Source organism: Phenylobacterium sp. GW823-FHT02A09 (assembly GCF_058797775.1).
Genome location: NZ_JBXAJZ010000004.1, coordinates 487,341 through 502,531 on the forward strand (window position 1 = coordinate 487,341; position 15,191 = coordinate 502,531).

The window sequence follows — 15,191 nt, forward strand, 5'->3', positions numbered from 1 at the left end:
CGGGGTCGGCTAGACCGCGATCGGGGCTTCGATCTTGTCGTGCGCCTTGTAGCCGCGGAGCTTGAAGTCCTCGAACTCGAAGGCGAACAGGTCGCGCTTGTCGGCGATCTCCATCACCGGCAGCGGCAGCGGCTGGCGGGCGAGTTGCTCGCGGGCCTGGTCAAGGTGGTTCAGGTAGAGGTGCGCGTCGCCCAGCGTATGGACGAACTCGCCGGGCTCCAGGCCGGTCACCTTGGCGACCATAATGGTCAGCAGGGCGTAGGAGGCGATGTTGAACGGCACGCCCAGGAACACGTCGGCCGAGCGCTGGTAGAGCTGGCAGCTCAGCTTGCCGTCAGCGACGAAGAACTGGAACAGGCAGTGGCAGGGCGGCAGCGCCATGTCGTCGACGTCGGCCGGGTTCCAGGCCGAGACGATGTGGCGGCGCGAGTAGGGCATGGTCTTCAGCCCCTCGACGACGTTGGCGATCTGGTCGATCACCCGGCCGTCGGGCGCGGTCCACGAACGCCACTGCTTGCCGTAGACCGGGCCCAGCTCGCCGTCGGCGTCGGCCCATTCGTCCCAGATGCTGACGCCGCGGTCCTGCAGCCACTTCACGTTGGTGTCGCCGCGCAGGAACCAGAGCAGTTCGAGGATGATCGACTTGCGATGCAGCTTCTTGGTGGTGAGGAGCGGGAAGCCCTTGGCCAGGTCGAAGCGCATCTGACGGCCGAAGACCCCCATGGTGCCGGTGCCGGTGCGGTCGCCCCGCTGCACGCCGTTATCGAGGATGTCCTGGAGCAGGTCGAGGTACTGCCGCTCCGGGTGATCGGCGTCGGCGATGGCGACGTGAGCGTTCATCAGGCGGGACCGCTTGTTGTTCAGGCTGTGATTCGGTGGTGATTCGGCTTCGGGGTGAACGCCCCAACGGGGTGTTCGTCCACAGCTAGACGGCAAATCCTAGATAGCGCAAATTGGGGTAACGATCTCCATGGTTGCGCTAGTGCCCGGTGCAACGCCTTCAGGACTAATTCAATGCTCGTTTCGCTCGCCTTCGCCGCCATTCTCGCGGCGTCCAGCGCTTCCGCTGAAACTCCGCCGCCGCCGGTCGCGACGACCGCTGCGCCCGCGGCGGCGCCCGCCGCTGCTCCGGCCGCCGCCAAGGAAGAAAAACTCGTCTGCAAATACGAAGCGGAAACCGGCAGCCGGTTCTCCAAGAAGGTCTGCATGACCCCGTCGCAGGCGAAGGCCCGACGTGACGAGGCCCGCAAGGCGGTGTCCGACATTCAGACCAACGCCGCGATCGCGCCCGGCGTCGGTCCCTAACCCGCGAAGCCTCCGTCGCTCAGGAACGCCAGCTCCTCGGCGGTGCTGATCCGTCCGAGGCAGGCGTTGCGATGGGGGAAGCGGCCGAAGCGGACGACGATGTCGCGATGCAGGTCGGCCCAGCGCAATGACTCCGCATCGCCCGACTCGTCCTTCAGGCGGGTGAACAGACGCACCGCCTCGTCCTGGTCGGCGAGGTCCTCCGAGTGTTCGAAGGGCAGATAGAAGAACTGGCGCAGGCCAGCCTCCGTCGCGCGGTCGTGGCCTGAGGCGATGGCGTTGCGCGCGACGTGGCGCGCTTTCGGATCGGTGGCGAAGGCGTGGCCGGAGCCGCGGTAGAGGTTGCGCGGAAACTGGTCGAGCAGGATCAGCAGCGCCAGCGATCCTTCGGCCGAGGCCGTCCAACCGTCGTACTCGCCGCGGGCGGCGGCGTGATGCACGGGCTCGAACCTGAGCGCGATCGCCTCGTCGAACTTGGCGCTTTTGGCGAACCACTTTTCGGGTCCCGCCGCCGTCCAGAAGCCGACCACGTCCTTGGGTGTCGCCGCCATGCACTGACCTCCTGCTTGGATAGCCTATGTCCAACGGAGGCGGATTTGGTTCAAGGGCGACCGCAGGCATTCAGTTTTTCCGGCGAAACGCCGCATCGCGGAGAGCTTCCCTTGACCTCCGCGCAAAATTCCCCTCCATAGCCCGGCCTTTGCTGCGGCGCCGTTGCGCGGAACCGTGGCTACCTTCGACTTCAGGAGAATGATCATGCGCGTCTACTATGACCGCGACGCCGACCTCGCCCGCATCCTGGACAAGAAGATTGCGATCGTAGGCTATGGTAGCCAAGGTCGCGCTCACGCGCTGAACCTTAAGGACTCCGGCGTCAAAGACGTAGTGGTAGCGCTTCGCCCGGGTTCGGCCACCGCCAAGAAGGTGGAAGCCGACGGCCTGAAGGTGATGACCGTGGCCGACGCCTCGGCCTGGGCCGACGCCATCATGGTGCTGGCGCCCGACGAACTGCAGCGCGGCATCTACGCCAACGAAATCGCCCCGAACATCAAGGACGGCGCGGCGCTTCTCTTCGCGCACGGCCTGAACGTGCACTTCAACCTGATCGAGCCCAAGGACACCATCGACGTGCTGATGGTCGCGCCGAAGGGCCCGGGCCACACCGTGCGCGGCGAGTACCAGAAGGGCGGCGGCGTGCCGTGCCTGATCGCCATCCACCACAACGCCACCGGCAACGCGCTGGACTTCGGTCTGGCCTACGCCTCGGCGATCGGCGGCGGCCGTTCGGGCGTCATCGAGACGACCTTCCGTGAAGAGTGCGAGACCGACCTGTTCGGCGAACAGGCCGTGCTCTGCGGCGGCCTGGTGGAACTGATCCGCGCCGGCTTCGAAACCCTGGTCGAGGCGGGCTACGCGCCCGAAATGGCCTACTTCGAGTGCCTGCACGAGGTGAAGCTGATCGTGGACCTGATCTACGAAGGCGGCATCTCGAACATGAACTACTCGATCTCGAACACGGCCGAGTACGGCGAGTACGTCACCGGCCCGCGCATGGTCACCCCGGACACCAAGGCCGAGATGAAGCGCGTGCTGGAAGACATCCAGTCGGGCCGCTTCGTGCGCGACTTCATGCTGGAGAACGAGGCCGGTCAGCCGAGCCTGAAGGCGACCCGTCGCCGCGCCTCCGAGCATCAGATCGAGGAAGTTGGTCAGCGCCTGCGCGCCATGATGCCCTGGATCACCAAGAACAAGCTGGTCGACACCGCCCGCAACTAAGGGCGGCCGTCACGGCTGAATACGACGACGAGGCCCGGACGCAAGTCCGGGCCTCGTTTGCGTTTGGAGGCGCGCTAGGCGCCGAAGCGGGTGACGTAGCGCTCGCTGAGCACGGCGGTGGCGTCCATGCGCTTCTGGTCGGGGCCCATCAGTTCCAGGTGCACGTGATCGGTCATGCCGCCCGGGTAACGGGCCTGCAGCCCGTGGGCGACGCCGATGTCCTGGCCCAGCCGCACGATGTCGCCTTCGGAGACGCTGGGGTCGATGTAGAATACCCGCGCCACGTACTTGATGGCCGGATTGGTGATCTCGACGAACTTCAGATGCTTGTCGTCGGCATAGGCCATGCCGACCTTGGTGACGTAGCCGGAGATCGGCGCAGCGACCGCCTGGCCCGCATCGGCCATGAAGTCGACGCCCTCGTGCTTGCGCGAGCCGCCGTCGCGCGAGGCGCCGAACGCGCCAAAGCCGTAGGCGTCATGCGTGCGCGGGGCGTTGCCGGTCGGGTTGACGAAATCGGCCGCGCCGTCGCCGTCGACGTCCTTGCCATGCCAAGCCAGCACCTTCTCGCCGGTCGCAGGCGGCGCGACGGGTTCCAGCGCCAAGGCCAGGGGCTTGTCCCCATGGGCGCTGGTGAAGCTGGCGCGGGCGGCGGCGTGCGCGCCGGCCTGCAGGAAGCCCGCGGCGAGAACGGCGGCGCCTAGAGTCAGCCAGGTCTGGGTTATCCAGATGTGGAACTTGTCGGGAGCAGGCGTCGTCGTGGCGCGGAGCATGCGTCTGTCGTTTCCTCTTCGAATGGCGGCTGATCGACGTTGGACGCCGGGCCTCACTTCGCCCCTGGCGGTCCATATGGAGACTCGCGCCGTCTCGCAGCATGTGACCGGGTGTCGCTGGTCTAAATGTGCAAGGTCACGGTTGCGTGAGACTGGGCGACGCGCCTCTGAGATGTGTTACAAGGTCGGTGCGAGTTGTTCGCAGTATCGCCCATATTTTTTCGCGGGCGAGCGGTCGGACCGCGACGTTCGATCTGACCTATTCGAGCCGAACGTGTCAGGTGTTCTGAACTCGGCTAAGGAAAGCCTCAAATACTGTTTGTAAGAGCGAAATCTATACGCGTGCCCGTTCGTCATCGGTCGAGGTGCGCACGATGAGTCGTCTGATCGTGGTGTCCAATCGCGTCCAGCCGCCCGGCGACGGCGGCGAGGGCGCGGTCGGCGGCCTGGCCATGGCGCTCGCCGCGGCGCTGCGCGAGCACAGCGGCGTCTGGTTCGGCTGGAGCGGCCAGACGGTCGACGAGTACACCGGGCAGATCTCGATCCAGAAGGTCGGCGGCGTGACCGTGGCGACCGTCGATCTCGAGGAACAGGACCGTCAGGAGTACTACAACGGCTACGCCAACCGCACGCTTTGGCCGCTGTTCCATTACCGGGTCGATCTTTCCGCCTACGAGCGCTCGTTCAGCGAGGGCTACGGACGGGTCAATGCGCGGTTCGCCGACGCCCTGACGCCGCTGATCGGGCCCGACGACCTGATCTGGATCCACGACTATCACCTGATCCCGCTGGCCCAGGAACTGCGGCAACGCGGGGTGCGCAACAAGATCGGCTTCTTCCTGCACATCCCCTGGCCGGCGCGGCGGCTGCTGCTGACCCTTCCTGACCATGAAGCGCTGGTCGAAGCGCTGTTCGACTATGACCTGCTGGGCTTTCAGACCGAGGACTCGGCCAGCGCCTTCCGCGACTACGTGACCGCCGAGGTGGGCGGGACGGTCGACGACGACGGCGTCGGCCACGCGTTCGGCCGTTCGACCAGGATCGGGGCGTTCCCGATCGGATTGGACGTCGAAGGCTTCGAGGCCGCCGCCGGCGGCGAGGTCGCCAAGGCCGAGTTGGAGCGGATGCGGGCCAGCCAGAACGGCCGGGCGATGATCGTCGGCGTCGACCGCCTCGACTACTCCAAGGGGCTCGAGGAGCGGTTTCTCGCCTACGAGCAGGTGCTGCTCGACCACGAAGAACTGCGCGAACAGGTCTTCCTGCTTCAGATCGCGACGCCGAGCCGCGAGGAGGTCGGGGCCTATCAGGAGATCCGCGCCCGCCTGGATGCGGTGACCGGGCGGATCAACGGGGCGTTCGCCACCGTCGACTGGGTGCCGATCCGCTACGTGAACCGGGGCTATCGGCGCGATGAACTGGCCGGCGTCTACCGCGCCGCCCGCATCGGGCTGGTGACGCCGCTCCGGGACGGCATGAACCTGGTGGCCAAGGAGTACGTCGCCGCCCAGGACCCGGAGGACCCCGGGGTGCTGGTGCTGTCGCAGTTCGCCGGCGCGAGCGAGCAGATGGCCGAGGCGCTGATCGTCAATCCGTTCAATCGCGAGGAAGTGGCCGAAGCGATCGTGCGCGGCCTGCGCATGGACAAGGCCGAGCGGATCGCGCGCTGGAACGCGCTGATGGATGGCCTGCGGCGCACGGACGTGGCGGCGTGGCGCGACGACTTCGTGGCGGCGCTGAAGGCCCGTTGAGGGTCAGACGGGCCAGATCCCCTGGTGAAGGACCACGCGATAGCCGTCCGGGTCCTCGTAGGTGACGCCCTCGCGGTCCCAGTAAGGATTGAATGACTCCACCGGACGGTGGCCGCGCCGCTGCATGACGCCGATCATTCGGCTCCAGGCGCGCGGGTCAGGCATGTAGACCACCAGCAAGTTGTCCGGCGTCGGCGCGCGGCCGGCGGCGTGACCGTGGGCGCTGGTGAATTCCAGATGATAGGGCGCGCCCGGGAAGCCGAGGATCACGCCGTCGAACCCGTCGTGGTCGGAAAACCGCGTCAGTTCAGGGAAGCCCAGGCCGTCGCGGTAGAAGGCGACGACCGCTTCCATCTGATCGGTCGGCCGCGCCACCCGCAGGATGCAACCGGCCAGGGGCGGTCGTTCGAGGGTGATGGGCGACATCGCGACCTCCTGATTTGGAAAGGATGCACTTTCCTAAAATGCCTAGCCATTTTTGTAAACTACTGGCTTTGCAAAAGGCGATGACTTGCGAGGTCATCGACGCTCGCGGCGGGGGCGTCCATGCTGACCCGATGACCGACTCTCTGACTGCTCTGCATCCGCTCGACGACGCCGTTCACCTGGAGGCGACGGGGGCTGGCGCTTATCGCGGCGCGACGTCCGCCGCCTATTGGAATATGGCCGGGCCGTTCGGCGGGACGACCGCGGCGGTCCTGATGAAGGCTGTGCTCGATCATCCGCAGCGCCGCGGCCGGCCGGTGGCCCAGACGGTGAATTTCTGCGCCGCCGTCGCAGAGGGAACCTTCGATGTGGTGGTGCGCCTGGTTCGCGACGGCCGCTCGACCCAGCACTGGCAGGTCGAGATGCTGCAGGCGGGCGTGGTGGTGACCACGGCCAGCACGGTCACCGGCCCGGATCGCGAGACCTGGAGCCACGCGCCGGCTGCGCCGCCGAGCGTCCCCGCGGCCAGCGAGACGCCGGTGCTGGACACGTCTGCGCGCACCGGCTGGCGCGGCCGCTACGAGTTCCGCTTCGAGCGCGGGGAGCCGATCCCCGGAGCGGCGAGCCCCGAGGCGCCGGGCGCGGCGCTGTCGCATAGCTGGGTCCGGGACGAACCGCCGCGGCCGCTGGACTTCGTCGCGCTGGCGGCGATCTGCGACACCTTCGTCGTCAAGATCCTGCAGGTCCGCGGCGATATCCCGCCGGTCGCCACGGTCTCGCTATCGACCTACTTCACGGCCGACGAGGCGGCGCTGGCCCGCCAGGGCGCGCGGCCGGTGCTGGGCGTCGCCGATGCCCGTGTCTTCCGCCACGGGTTCAACGATCAGAGCGCCGAAATCTGGTCCGACGACGGCGTGCTGCTGGCGGTCTCCCACCAGGTGGTGTGGTTCAAGAGCTAGGACCAGCCGAGCGCGGCTTGCCCGCGCAGGATCGCCTCGGCCTCGGCGGTGTGCTTGGCGCCCTCGCGGGGATGCAGGACCAGGGCGGGCAGCAGCAGCAGCGGCGCCTTGCCAGTCTTGATCGCCCGGACCAGCACCCGTTTGGCCGGCGCCTCGGCGCGCGGGTGGATGGGGCGGATCTGGAACGAGCCTGCCTTCGGGGCGAGCAGCGCCAGGATGTCGGCCAGCCGATCTGCGCGGTGGATCAGGGTGATCGAGCCGCCTTCGCGCACGGCCTTGAGCAGGAAACCGGTCCAGGCCGCCAGGCCGCCGTCGGCCATCCAGGCGCCAGTCTTTTCCGGCGCGGGCGCGCGCAAGGTCGCGGGATCGTCGAAGTACGGCGGGTTGGCCATGACCGCATCGAACGTGCGCGTTCCGAGCTGTTTGAAGGGCAGGGCGACGTCGCCCTCAATGATCTCGACGCGGGCCTGAAGTTCGTTCGCCTGGACATTCAGGCGGGCGAGGGCGGCGGCGGCCGGGTCACGCTCCAGGCCGACGAAGCTTGCCCCCGGGCGGCGGGCGGCCGCAGCGAGCAGAGCGCCGCCCGGGCCACAGCCGGCCTCCAGCACCCGCGCGCCGTCTTCGGCGTCGCATGCGGCCGCGAGCAGCGCCGCATCCAGGCCTGCACGATAGCCTCGCACACCCTGGCGTAGCAGAACTCGCCCGCCGAGCAGCCGGTCCTCGGAAAATGCGGCGTCTGTCAGGTCTGACACTGGTTCCATTTGCGCTCGGAGACGGCTAAGCCCGCCTTGACCCTGGTCTATCCCGTGACCATTGTCGCCCGCAAACGCCGGCCCCCTTGCGAGGGGCGTCGAACGCCTTGGAGTTACGGTATTTTGGACGCCGCCAGCGCCGCGATCGCCCGCGAAAAACCCGTCTCGATCGACGGGCTCCTGGAACTCGCGAAGCCCGACATGGCCAAGGTCGACGCCCTGATCCGTGATCGCATGCAGAGCCCCGTCTCGGTGATCCCGGCCCTGGCCGAGCACCTGATCGGCGGATCGGCCAAGCGCCTGCGTCCGCTGCTGACCATCGCCGCCGCGCGCGTGGCTGGGGCCCAGGACGACGCCTGCCTGAAGCTGGCTGCGGCGGTCGAGTTCATCCACACCGCGACGCTGCTGCACGACGACGTGGTGGATTCCTCGCAGCTGCGCCGCGGCAAGGTCGCCGCGCACCTGATCTGGGGGGCCCCGGCGAGCGTGCTGGTCGGCGACTTCCTGTTCGCCCGCGCCTTCGAGCTGATGGTCGAGGCCGGTTCGATGCAGGCGCTGGAGATCCTGGCCCGCGCCAGCCGCGTCATCGCCGAGGGCGAGGTGCTGCAGCTGACCCGGGCGCATGACCTGAACCTGTCGCAGGATCTCTACCTGGAGATCATCAAGGCCAAGACCGCCGAACTGTTCGCCGCCGCGGCCGAGGCCGGCGCGGTGTCGGCGGGGGCCAGCCCCGAGCGCCGCGAGGCGCTGAGGAAGTTCGGCCAGGACCTGGGCCTGGCGTTCCAGCTGGTCGACGACGCGCTGGACTACAGCGGGGACGCGGCCACCCTGGGCAAGAACGCCGGCGACGACTTCCGCGAAGGCAAGGCGACGCTGCCGCTGTTGCTTGCCATCGCCAAGACCGGCGCGGCCGAGAAGCCGTTCTGGGACCGGACGGTCGGCCGCCGCGAGCAAAGCGACGAAGACTTCGAACGCGCCCGCGGCCTGGTCGCCTCGACGGGCGCGGACGCGGCGACCCTGGCTCTGGCCGGCGACTACGCCGCGACCGCCAAGGCCCAACTGACCGATTTTGCGACCAGCAACAGCTGGCGTCCGGCGCTGGAGGACCTCGCCGACTTCGCAGTCCAGCGGAAGGCGTAACGGCTTCGAACTTCAGGCACAAAAAAGGCCGCCCTCTCGGGCGGCCTTTTCCGTTCAGGGCGTCGATGATCAGCCCGGGCTGATCATCTTTTCCGGACGCACCAGGGCGTCGAACTCTTCGTTGGTGACGTAGCCGCCGCCGACGGCTTCGTCGCGCAGGGTGGTGCCGTTCTTGTGGGCGGTCTTGGCGATCTTGGCGGCGTTGTCGTAGCCGATCTTGCTGTTCAGGGCCGTGACCAGCATCAGCGAGCGTTCCAGCGCGGCCTTGATGTTGTCCTCACGGGCCTCGATGCCGACCACGCAGTTGTCGGTGAACGAGATCGAGGCGTCGGCCAGCAGGCGGCACGACTGCAGGAAGTTGTAGGCCATCACCGGGTTGAAGACGTTGAGCTCGAAGTGGCCCGAGGCGCCGGCAAAGGTCAGCGTGGCGTTGTTGCCGAACACCTGGGTGCAGACCATGGTCAGGGCCTCGCACTGGGTCGGGTTGACCTTGCCCGGCATGATCGAGGAGCCCGGCTCGTTTTCCGGCAGGGCCAGTTCGCCAAGACCCGAGCGGGGGCCGGAGCCCAGGAAGCGGATGTCGTTGGCGATCTTGAACAGCGAGCCGGCCATGGTGTTGATCGCGCCGTGGCTGAAGACCATGGCGTCGTGGGCCGCCAGGGCCTCGAACTTGTTCGGCGCGGTCACGAACGGCAGGTGGGTGATCTCGGCGATCTTCTTGGCGACCAGCTCGGCGAAGCCGACCGGGGCGTTGAGGCCGGTGCCGACGGCGGTGCCGCCCTGGGCCAGTTCATAGAGACCGTAGAGGCTGTCCTTGATCCGCCGCACGCCATTGGCGACCTGCTGCGAGTAACCCGAGAATTCCTGGCCCAGGGTCAGCGGGGTGGCGTCCTGGGTGTGGGTGCGGCCGATCTTGATGATGTGGTCGAAGGCCTTGACCTTGACCTTCAGGGCGGCGTGCAGGTGTTCCAGCGCCGGCATCAGCTCCTTGGCGACCTGCTCGGCGCAGGCGACGTGCATGGCTGTCGGATAGGTGTCGTTGGACGACTGGCTCATGTTGACGTGGTCGTTCGGGTGCACCGGGCTCTTGGAGCCCATCACCCCGCCCAGCATCTCGATGGCGCGGTTCGAGATCACTTCGTTGGCGTTCATGTTCGACTGGGTGCCCGAGCCGGTCTGCCAGACCACCAGCGGGAAGTGGTCGTCGAGCTTGCCGTCGATGACCTCCTGGGCGGCGGCGACGATGGCCGCGCCGATCTTCGGGTCGAGCTTGCCGAGCTCCATGTTGGCTTCGGCGGCGGCGCGCTTGACGATGCCCAGGGCGCGGATCACCGACTTCGGCTGGCGTTCCCAGCCGATCTTGAAGTTGCCGATCGAGCGCTGCGACTGCGCGCCCCAATAGACGTTGGTCGCGACCTCGATGGGTCCGAAGGTGTCGGTCTCGGTGCGGGTCGCGGTCATGATGTCTTCAGCTCCGGTGAGTTCGCAGCGCCGGTTTAGCGAACACGGACGAGACTGCAAGGCGCGCAGGCCCTAAGGAGGGGCATGGAAGGCGATTGGATAACCCACGGGAAGGTGCGGGCGCGCGAGGCCGAGGGCGTCGTCGAGGTGGTGGTCGACGGCCTGACCACCCAGGCGAAGTACTACAAGCCGCTGGTCTACGAGTTCTTCCGAAAGGCGTGGCGCGGCTCGCGGCCGAGCTGGGGCGAGTTCGGCGTCGACATCGTCATGGAGTATGTCGGCGACCCGCCGTGGATTGACCTCGACAACCTGGCCAAGGCGATCCTGGACGCCATCAAGGGCTACGCCTTCCACGACGACGCCCAGGTGGCCCGGCTGCTGGTCGAGCGGCGGGCCGGCGAGCGTGAGCAGATCACGGTGACCGTGCGCAAGCTGTCGGACGTGAACCTGCTGGGAGCCGCCTACCAGCGCTGAAAACGAAAGCGGCCGCGCCCTGGTGGGCGCGGCCGCGGTTCGCAAATCCCGGAGGGGTCTACGGGATCAGCGGTACTGCTGCAGACGGGTCGTGCGCAGGCCGGCGAGGCCGTGGCGATCGATCGACTTTTGCCAGGCGAGGAATTCCTCGTTGGTCAGCGAGTAGCGTTCGCACGCTTCGTCGAGCGTCAGCAGCCCGCCGCGCACGGCGGCGACCACTTCGGCCTTGCGACGGATCACCCATCGGCCGGTGTCGGCCGGCGGCAGATCCTTGAGCGTCAGGGGCGCACCCGTCGGACCGATGACGTACGCCTCGCCGCGGCTGTTCGTGCGCGTCTGCTGTTGTTGCAACATGGCTTTACGCCTTTCCGACCATCACTGTTCGGGAAGAATGTAACGGGTGGGACATAACGGCCGGTGAATCACGATAGTAAACAATTCCTTGCTCATGATTCGCCGTTGTCCGTTTTTGGTACAGTCTAAGTTATCGAGTGATGTTGTGAGTTGTTAACGACCAATATTACCTCTTAATATTGATCAACTCCTCAAGCATCTGGTCGGCAGTGGTGATGATCTTCGAAGATGCTGAATAGGCTTTCTGCGTCGTGATCAGGCCGGTGAACTCAGCCGACAGGTCGACCGTCGAGGCTTCCAGTGTACCGGCGGCGATTTCGCCCGCCCCGCCGATGCCCGGCTGCTTGATCACGAACTCGCCCGAAGGGATCGTGGCCCGATAGGCGTTACCGCTGACCGCCGCCAGGCCGTCAGGATTGGCGAAGCTGGCGAGGCCGATCTTCGCAATCTGGCGAACTTCAGAGTTGTCGAAGATCGCCGAAACAACGCCGTCCTCGCTGACTTCAACGCCGACCACGTTGCCGACGTTCGCGCCGTCGGAGTTCGCGGAGTTCAGGGTCGAGGGCGAGGCGTACTGGGTGACCTTGCTCCAATCGAGGGCGATGTCGGAGGCCTCGATGCCGAGGTTGTCGGCCCAGCGCGGGGTCGCCGCCGATCCCGAGGCGCCCAGGTTGAGCTTGGCGGTCGGACCGAACAGGGTAGTGCCGGCCGCGGCGAGGTCGAGCTGGCCGTCGGCCGTGAAGGCGAGGTTGCCTGAGGCGATCAGGCCGTTGGTGGCGCCGCTGACGTCCGTGGCCGGCACGGCGTACATTTCGGCCTTCCAGAGGTTCGGGTTCGCGTCGTCCTTGATGACGGCGACGGCGACCTTGTGGGTGGCGCCCACCGAGTCGATGACGTTCATTTCGAAGGTGAAGTCGGGCTGGGTGCCGGTTTGCGCCGCCGGCGCCGGCGGGGGATTGGCCCACTCGGCCATTTCACCGACCGTGTAGCCCGCGTTCTTGGCGACGTCGGCGGCCTGGCTCTTGTTGAGGTTGGCGTTGACCACGACGTTGCTGGTCGCCCGCACGGCCGCGCCCAGGTTCTTCACGTTGATCGACTGCATCATGTTCAGGTCGGACGGGTTCGTGTTGAACGTCCCGTCGTCCTGCACCGGCCAGCCCTGCAGATAGAGCTTGGCGTCGTTGACGAGGTAGCCGTCGGCGTCGACGCTGAACGAGCCCGAGCGGGTGAAGACGCGCTCGTCATTGGCGGTGAGCGTGCCGCCCTTGGTGGCCACGACGAAGAATCCGTCACCCGAGATGCCGAGGTCGGTCGGCGAGGTCGCCGACTGGATCAGGCCCTGCTGGCTGATGAACTGGCGGGTGACCGCCTGCACGCCGCCGGCCGAGTAGCGGCCCTTGACCGCCTGGGCGGTCACGACGTTGGCGAAGTTCACCTGGTTGCGCTTGTAGGCGGTGGTGTTGACGTTGGCGATGTTGTCCGAAATCGCCGCCAGGGCCGACGAGTTGGTGATCAGCCCGGAAACGCCGGAGAGCATGGCGCTGTTGATGCTCATGGGTGTCTACCTTTCTATACGAATGCTGTGAGGGCGCGCCCTTAGGCGGCCTGCTGCTCGGACGGCGGGGTTTCCTCGTCGTCCTGGTTGTCGGTGGCCGGCGTGTCGGTGGAGGCCGTCTTCGCCACATCGGCGATCGAGGTGACCTTTTCCCAACCGATCTGCACGCCGTTGACGGTGAGAAGGGTCTTGCCGTCGGTCTGTTCGACGCCGGTGACGACGCCCTTGATGAAGTTGGTGACGCCCACGGTCGCACCGGCCGAGTCCTTGGCGGTGATGCGCAGGGTATAGGTCTCGCCGTTGGGCAGTTGGGCGCCGGTGCGGTCCTTGCCGTTCCACGAGTAGGTGTGATCGCCGGCCTTCAGGTCGTCGCCGGTGGCTTTCTCGACCTGGACGACCTTGCCGAGGCTGTTGACCACCTCGATGGTCACGTCGGTCGCTTCGCGGTCGAGCTTGTAGGACCAGTCAGCCTTGCCGGCGGTGAGCTTGGCCTCGTTGTGAATGGCGCGGACCTCGCGGCCGAGTAGGCTGACCGAGGTCTGGATGCCCGAGCCGGTGTTGGTGACCAGCTTTTCCAGCAGGTCGTTGGTCAGCAGTTGCTGCTCGACGCCGGTCATCTGAACCAGCTGCTGGGTGAACTGCGTAGAGTCCATCGGCGACAGCGGATCCTGGTTTTTGATCTGCGCCGTCAGGAGGTTCATGAACGTCTCGTAGCTGTCGGCCAGGCGCGTGCGCCCGGTGCTCGAGGCGCCGGTGCTGCCGGCCGCTGCGGTCGCGTCGATGGCCATGGCGGTCTCCCTAGATCCGGATGTCCACGCCGGTCTCGGACCGGCGGGCGTATTGAAGGGCGGCGATCGCCGCGGTCTCGGCCGCCTCGCCGGCGGTGCCGAGCACCGCCTGGAAGGCCCGGCCGCGCCAGGCGCCGTCGTTCTGCTGTTGCTGCTGGGCCAGACCGCGGCCGTCGCCGCCGCGATCGTTGACGTCGAAGGAGAGCCCGCCGGTCAGGTCGAAGCCGGCCTGTTCCAGAGCGCGCTGTAGCTCGTGCGAGCGGGCGCGGACCTCGGCGGCGGCTTGCGGCGAGTCGAACGACATGGCCGCGGTCATCTTGCCGCTGGCGGCGATCTCGACCGAGACGCTGACGTGGCCGAGGCCGGCCGGGGTCAGTTCAACGTCAAATTTCGTGGCCCGGCCTTCCAGTTTCTTGCTGATCTGAGCGGTCAGGTTGGCGATGGTCTCGGAAGTTGCGCGCACCGGCGCGGCCTGGGCCGGCGCGTGGGCGTGGGCCGCCGGAGCCGCGGGGGCGGGCGCCTGAACGTCTGGTGTGTCGGTCGCCGCGGCGGGCTCGGTTTTGACTTCCTTGGGCGCGAGCGGCGCGACGTCGGCTTCGAGCGCGGAGGCGGTCTTTCCAGCCTCGCCGGCGCTGGCCGCGCCGGTCACCGCGTTCGGAGCGACGACGCCGTCGTCGGCGGGGACGGTCTGCTGGCCCGCGTCGGTGCGACGGCGGCCGGCGTCGGCATGGCGCGTCGGGCGGGCAGGTTGCGACGTCTCCTGCGGCTTGGCCTCGTCGGCGAGCGCCGGCGCGGCGGCCTCGGCTTGGGCGAGTTCGGTCTGCGGCGCGTCAGCGGCGGCCTGAGGCGCCGGAGCGGAAGACGGCTGCGGGGGCGGGGCGGCGGCCGTCACCGGCTTGGCCGCAGGTTTTGCGGGGGGCTCGGCGGCTGCGGGCTTCGCAACCAGCGGCGCCGCAGCCGGGGTTTCGTCGGCGGGCGACTGAGCGACTTGCAGCGCCTCAGGCGTGTCGCCGGCGATCGCCTTCTCTGATGGCGCCGTCGCAGCGTCGGCCGCGAGATCGGCAGGAGGCGGCGGCGCGAAGGCGGTCGCCGCCGGCATGGCCGGTTGCGACGGCGCATCGGCGAGGGCCTCCCCGCTCGGGGCGGCGGCGGTCTGGACCGGCTGAGGGATGACCTGCGGGACGACGAGCAGCGCAGCGAGCGTCATGGCGTCGGCGGGCGGCGTCGGTGCGGTCGGATCGGTGACCTTGGCGTCGCCCGCGACCGGCTGATCGGCGTCGGCGCCTTCGGTCGCTTCGCCCTCAGCGGCGGCGGCGAACAGGCCGGCGCCAGCCGCGTTGGTCGTCGCGGTTTGCTCGGTCGGCCCGAAGAACGCGGCCAGCAGCGCCTCGAAACCGCCCAACGCGCCCTGGCCGCCGTTGGTGGCGGCGGAGGACCCGACGATCGGGGTCGTGGTCGGCAAATTGAACAGGGGCGCTGTCATGGCTTCCGGTGAATCCGCCCGGCGCGTGGCCGGGCTTATCGATGGGAGCGCTTCTGCGCCGCGTACATTCGACAACTGCCGAGCAACCTTTGCGCCAACTCGTCAAGTAACGGAAATAAAAGAAGAAAGTGAGGATTTGATGGGGTGTGAAAACGGCGTGCGCGGCGTTTTTTGCCGGGCCGAAGCTGCGCGATGGG

General features: G+C 67.6%; 16 protein-coding genes. 6 read left to right on the plus strand and 10 right to left on the minus strand.

Features of this window, described 5'->3' with window-relative positions; genetic code table 11:
- Positions 1 to 9: 9 nt before the first annotated feature.
- Complete coding sequence (locus AC1Q87_RS18870) at positions 10 to 840, minus strand: thymidylate synthase (RefSeq protein ID WP_492610372.1); 831 nt, start codon at positions 838 to 840, stop codon at positions 10 to 12.
- Between the two features lie 174 nt (positions 841 to 1,014).
- On the opposite strand from AC1Q87_RS18870, the gene AC1Q87_RS18875 reads away from it, so the two are divergent.
- Positions 1,015 to 1,305, plus strand: a complete 291-nt coding sequence (locus tag AC1Q87_RS18875; RefSeq protein ID WP_492610373.1) for a hypothetical protein — start codon at positions 1,015 to 1,017, stop codon at positions 1,303 to 1,305.
- Here AC1Q87_RS18875 and AC1Q87_RS18880 read toward each other — a convergent pair.
- Complete coding sequence (locus tag AC1Q87_RS18880; RefSeq protein ID WP_492610374.1) at positions 1,302 to 1,856, minus strand: DUF924 family protein; 555 nt, start codon at positions 1,854 to 1,856, stop codon at positions 1,302 to 1,304. The genes AC1Q87_RS18875 and AC1Q87_RS18880 overlap by 4 nt on opposite strands.
- A gap of 205 nt (positions 1,857 to 2,061) precedes the next feature.
- Here AC1Q87_RS18880 and ilvC point away from each other — a divergent pair, with 205 nt between their 5' ends.
- Positions 2,062 to 3,081 carry a ketol-acid reductoisomerase gene (gene ilvC, locus AC1Q87_RS18885; RefSeq protein ID WP_492610375.1) on the plus strand — a complete coding sequence of 340 codons (1,020 nt, stop codon included), beginning with the start codon at positions 2,062 to 2,064 and terminating at the stop codon, positions 3,079 to 3,081.
- Positions 3,082 to 3,155: 74 nt separating this feature from the next.
- Here the strand turns inward: ilvC and AC1Q87_RS18890 are convergent, their stop codons facing one another.
- Positions 3,156 to 3,854, minus strand: a complete 699-nt coding sequence (locus AC1Q87_RS18890) for a DUF8155 domain-containing protein (RefSeq protein WP_492610376.1) — start codon at positions 3,852 to 3,854, stop codon at positions 3,156 to 3,158.
- Between the two features lie 374 nt (positions 3,855 to 4,228).
- On the opposite strand from AC1Q87_RS18890, the gene otsA reads away from it, so the two are divergent.
- Entirely contained in the window at positions 4,229 to 5,602 is a 1,374-nt protein-coding gene (gene otsA, locus AC1Q87_RS18895) for an alpha,alpha-trehalose-phosphate synthase (UDP-forming) (protein ID WP_492610377.1), read from the plus strand.
- A gap of 3 nt (positions 5,603 to 5,605) precedes the next feature.
- Here the strand turns inward: otsA and AC1Q87_RS18900 are convergent, their stop codons facing one another.
- Positions 5,606 to 6,028, minus strand: coding sequence for a VOC family protein (locus tag AC1Q87_RS18900; protein ID WP_492610378.1), 423 nt, complete (start codon positions 6,026 to 6,028; stop codon positions 5,606 to 5,608).
- A gap of 131 nt (positions 6,029 to 6,159) precedes the next feature.
- Between AC1Q87_RS18900 and AC1Q87_RS18905 the strand changes: the two genes are divergently transcribed.
- Positions 6,160 to 6,987 carry an acyl-CoA thioesterase gene (locus AC1Q87_RS18905; protein ID WP_492610379.1) on the plus strand — a complete coding sequence of 276 codons (828 nt, stop codon included), beginning with the start codon at positions 6,160 to 6,162 and terminating at the stop codon, positions 6,985 to 6,987.
- Here the strand turns inward: AC1Q87_RS18905 and AC1Q87_RS18910 are convergent.
- The gene (locus tag AC1Q87_RS18910; RefSeq protein WP_492610380.1) at positions 6,984 to 7,739 is read right to left on the minus strand and encodes a tRNA1(Val) (adenine(37)-N6)-methyltransferase; all 756 of its coding nucleotides are present in this window, start codon (positions 7,737 to 7,739) and stop codon (positions 6,984 to 6,986) included. The genes AC1Q87_RS18905 and AC1Q87_RS18910 overlap by 4 nt on opposite strands.
- A gap of 123 nt (positions 7,740 to 7,862) precedes the next feature.
- Between AC1Q87_RS18910 and AC1Q87_RS18915 the strand changes: the two genes are divergently transcribed.
- Entirely contained in the window at positions 7,863 to 8,879 is a 1,017-nt protein-coding gene (locus tag AC1Q87_RS18915) for a polyprenyl synthetase family protein (protein WP_492610381.1), read from the plus strand.
- Positions 8,880 to 8,948: 69 nt separating this feature from the next.
- Here the strand turns inward: AC1Q87_RS18915 and fumC are convergent, their stop codons facing one another.
- Positions 8,949 to 10,340 carry a class II fumarate hydratase gene (gene fumC / locus AC1Q87_RS18920; protein WP_492610382.1) on the minus strand — a complete coding sequence of 464 codons (1,392 nt, stop codon included), beginning with the start codon at positions 10,338 to 10,340 and terminating at the stop codon, positions 8,949 to 8,951.
- 84 nt (positions 10,341 to 10,424) lie between these two features.
- On the opposite strand from fumC, the gene AC1Q87_RS18925 reads away from it, so the two are divergent.
- Positions 10,425 to 10,814, plus strand: a complete 390-nt coding sequence (locus tag AC1Q87_RS18925; RefSeq protein ID WP_492610383.1) for a RusA family crossover junction endodeoxyribonuclease — start codon at positions 10,425 to 10,427, stop codon at positions 10,812 to 10,814.
- Positions 10,815 to 10,880: 66 nt separating this feature from the next.
- Here the strand turns inward: AC1Q87_RS18925 and sciP are convergent, their stop codons facing one another.
- The 4 genes from sciP to AC1Q87_RS18945 all read right to left on the minus strand — a co-directional run bounded on the left by sciP (position 10,881) and on the right by AC1Q87_RS18945 (position 14,994).
- Positions 10,881 to 11,168, minus strand: a complete 288-nt coding sequence (gene sciP / locus AC1Q87_RS18930) for a CtrA inhibitor SciP (protein WP_436062296.1) — start codon at positions 11,166 to 11,168, stop codon at positions 10,881 to 10,883.
- Between the two features lie 166 nt (positions 11,169 to 11,334).
- Entirely contained in the window at positions 11,335 to 12,723 is a 1,389-nt protein-coding gene (locus tag AC1Q87_RS18935; RefSeq protein ID WP_492610384.1) for a flagellar hook protein FlgE, read from the minus strand.
- A gap of 41 nt (positions 12,724 to 12,764) precedes the next feature.
- The gene (locus tag AC1Q87_RS18940; RefSeq protein ID WP_492610385.1) at positions 12,765 to 13,511 is read right to left on the minus strand and encodes a flagellar hook assembly protein FlgD; all 747 of its coding nucleotides are present in this window, start codon (positions 13,509 to 13,511) and stop codon (positions 12,765 to 12,767) included.
- A gap of 10 nt (positions 13,512 to 13,521) precedes the next feature.
- Complete coding sequence (locus tag AC1Q87_RS18945) at positions 13,522 to 14,994, minus strand: flagellar hook-length control protein FliK (RefSeq protein WP_492610386.1); 1,473 nt, start codon at positions 14,992 to 14,994, stop codon at positions 13,522 to 13,524.
- Positions 14,995 to 15,191 lie beyond the last annotated feature (197 nt).

What these genes read in the sequence shown, in the direction of transcription:
- AC1Q87_RS18875 (WP_492610373.1), top strand. Translation starts at nt 1,015, where the DNA reads ATGCTCGTTTCGCTCGCCTTCGCCGCCATTCTCGCGGCGTCCAGCGCT.
- sciP (WP_436062296.1), bottom strand. Translation starts at nt 11,168, where the DNA reads ATGTTGCAACAACAGCAGACGCGCACGAACAGCCGCGGCGAGGCGTAC.
- AC1Q87_RS18880 (WP_492610374.1), bottom strand. Translation starts at nt 1,856, where the DNA reads ATGGCGGCGACACCCAAGGACGTGGTCGGCTTCTGGACGGCGGCGGGA.
- fumC (WP_492610382.1), bottom strand. Translation starts at nt 10,340, where the DNA reads ATGACCGCGACCCGCACCGAGACCGACACCTTCGGACCCATCGAGGTC.
- otsA (WP_492610377.1), top strand. Translation starts at nt 4,229, where the DNA reads ATGAGTCGTCTGATCGTGGTGTCCAATCGCGTCCAGCCGCCCGGCGAC.
- AC1Q87_RS18890 (WP_492610376.1), bottom strand. Translation starts at nt 3,854, where the DNA reads ATGCTCCGCGCCACGACGACGCCTGCTCCCGACAAGTTCCACATCTGG.
- AC1Q87_RS18945 (WP_492610386.1), bottom strand. Translation starts at nt 14,994, where the DNA reads ATGACAGCGCCCCTGTTCAATTTGCCGACCACGACCCCGATCGTCGGG.
- AC1Q87_RS18935 (WP_492610384.1), bottom strand. Translation starts at nt 12,723, where the DNA reads ATGAGCATCAACAGCGCCATGCTCTCCGGCGTTTCCGGGCTGATCACC.
- AC1Q87_RS18925 (WP_492610383.1), top strand. Translation starts at nt 10,425, where the DNA reads ATGGAAGGCGATTGGATAACCCACGGGAAGGTGCGGGCGCGCGAGGCC.
- ilvC (WP_492610375.1), top strand. Translation starts at nt 2,062, where the DNA reads ATGCGCGTCTACTATGACCGCGACGCCGACCTCGCCCGCATCCTGGAC.
- AC1Q87_RS18940 (WP_492610385.1), bottom strand. Translation starts at nt 13,511, where the DNA reads ATGGCCATCGACGCGACCGCAGCGGCCGGCAGCACCGGCGCCTCGAGC.
- AC1Q87_RS18900 (WP_492610378.1), bottom strand. Translation starts at nt 6,028, where the DNA reads ATGTCGCCCATCACCCTCGAACGACCGCCCCTGGCCGGTTGCATCCTG.
- AC1Q87_RS18905 (WP_492610379.1), top strand. Translation starts at nt 6,160, where the DNA reads ATGACCGACTCTCTGACTGCTCTGCATCCGCTCGACGACGCCGTTCAC.
- AC1Q87_RS18870 (WP_492610372.1), bottom strand. Translation starts at nt 840, where the DNA reads ATGAACGCTCACGTCGCCATCGCCGACGCCGATCACCCGGAGCGGCAG.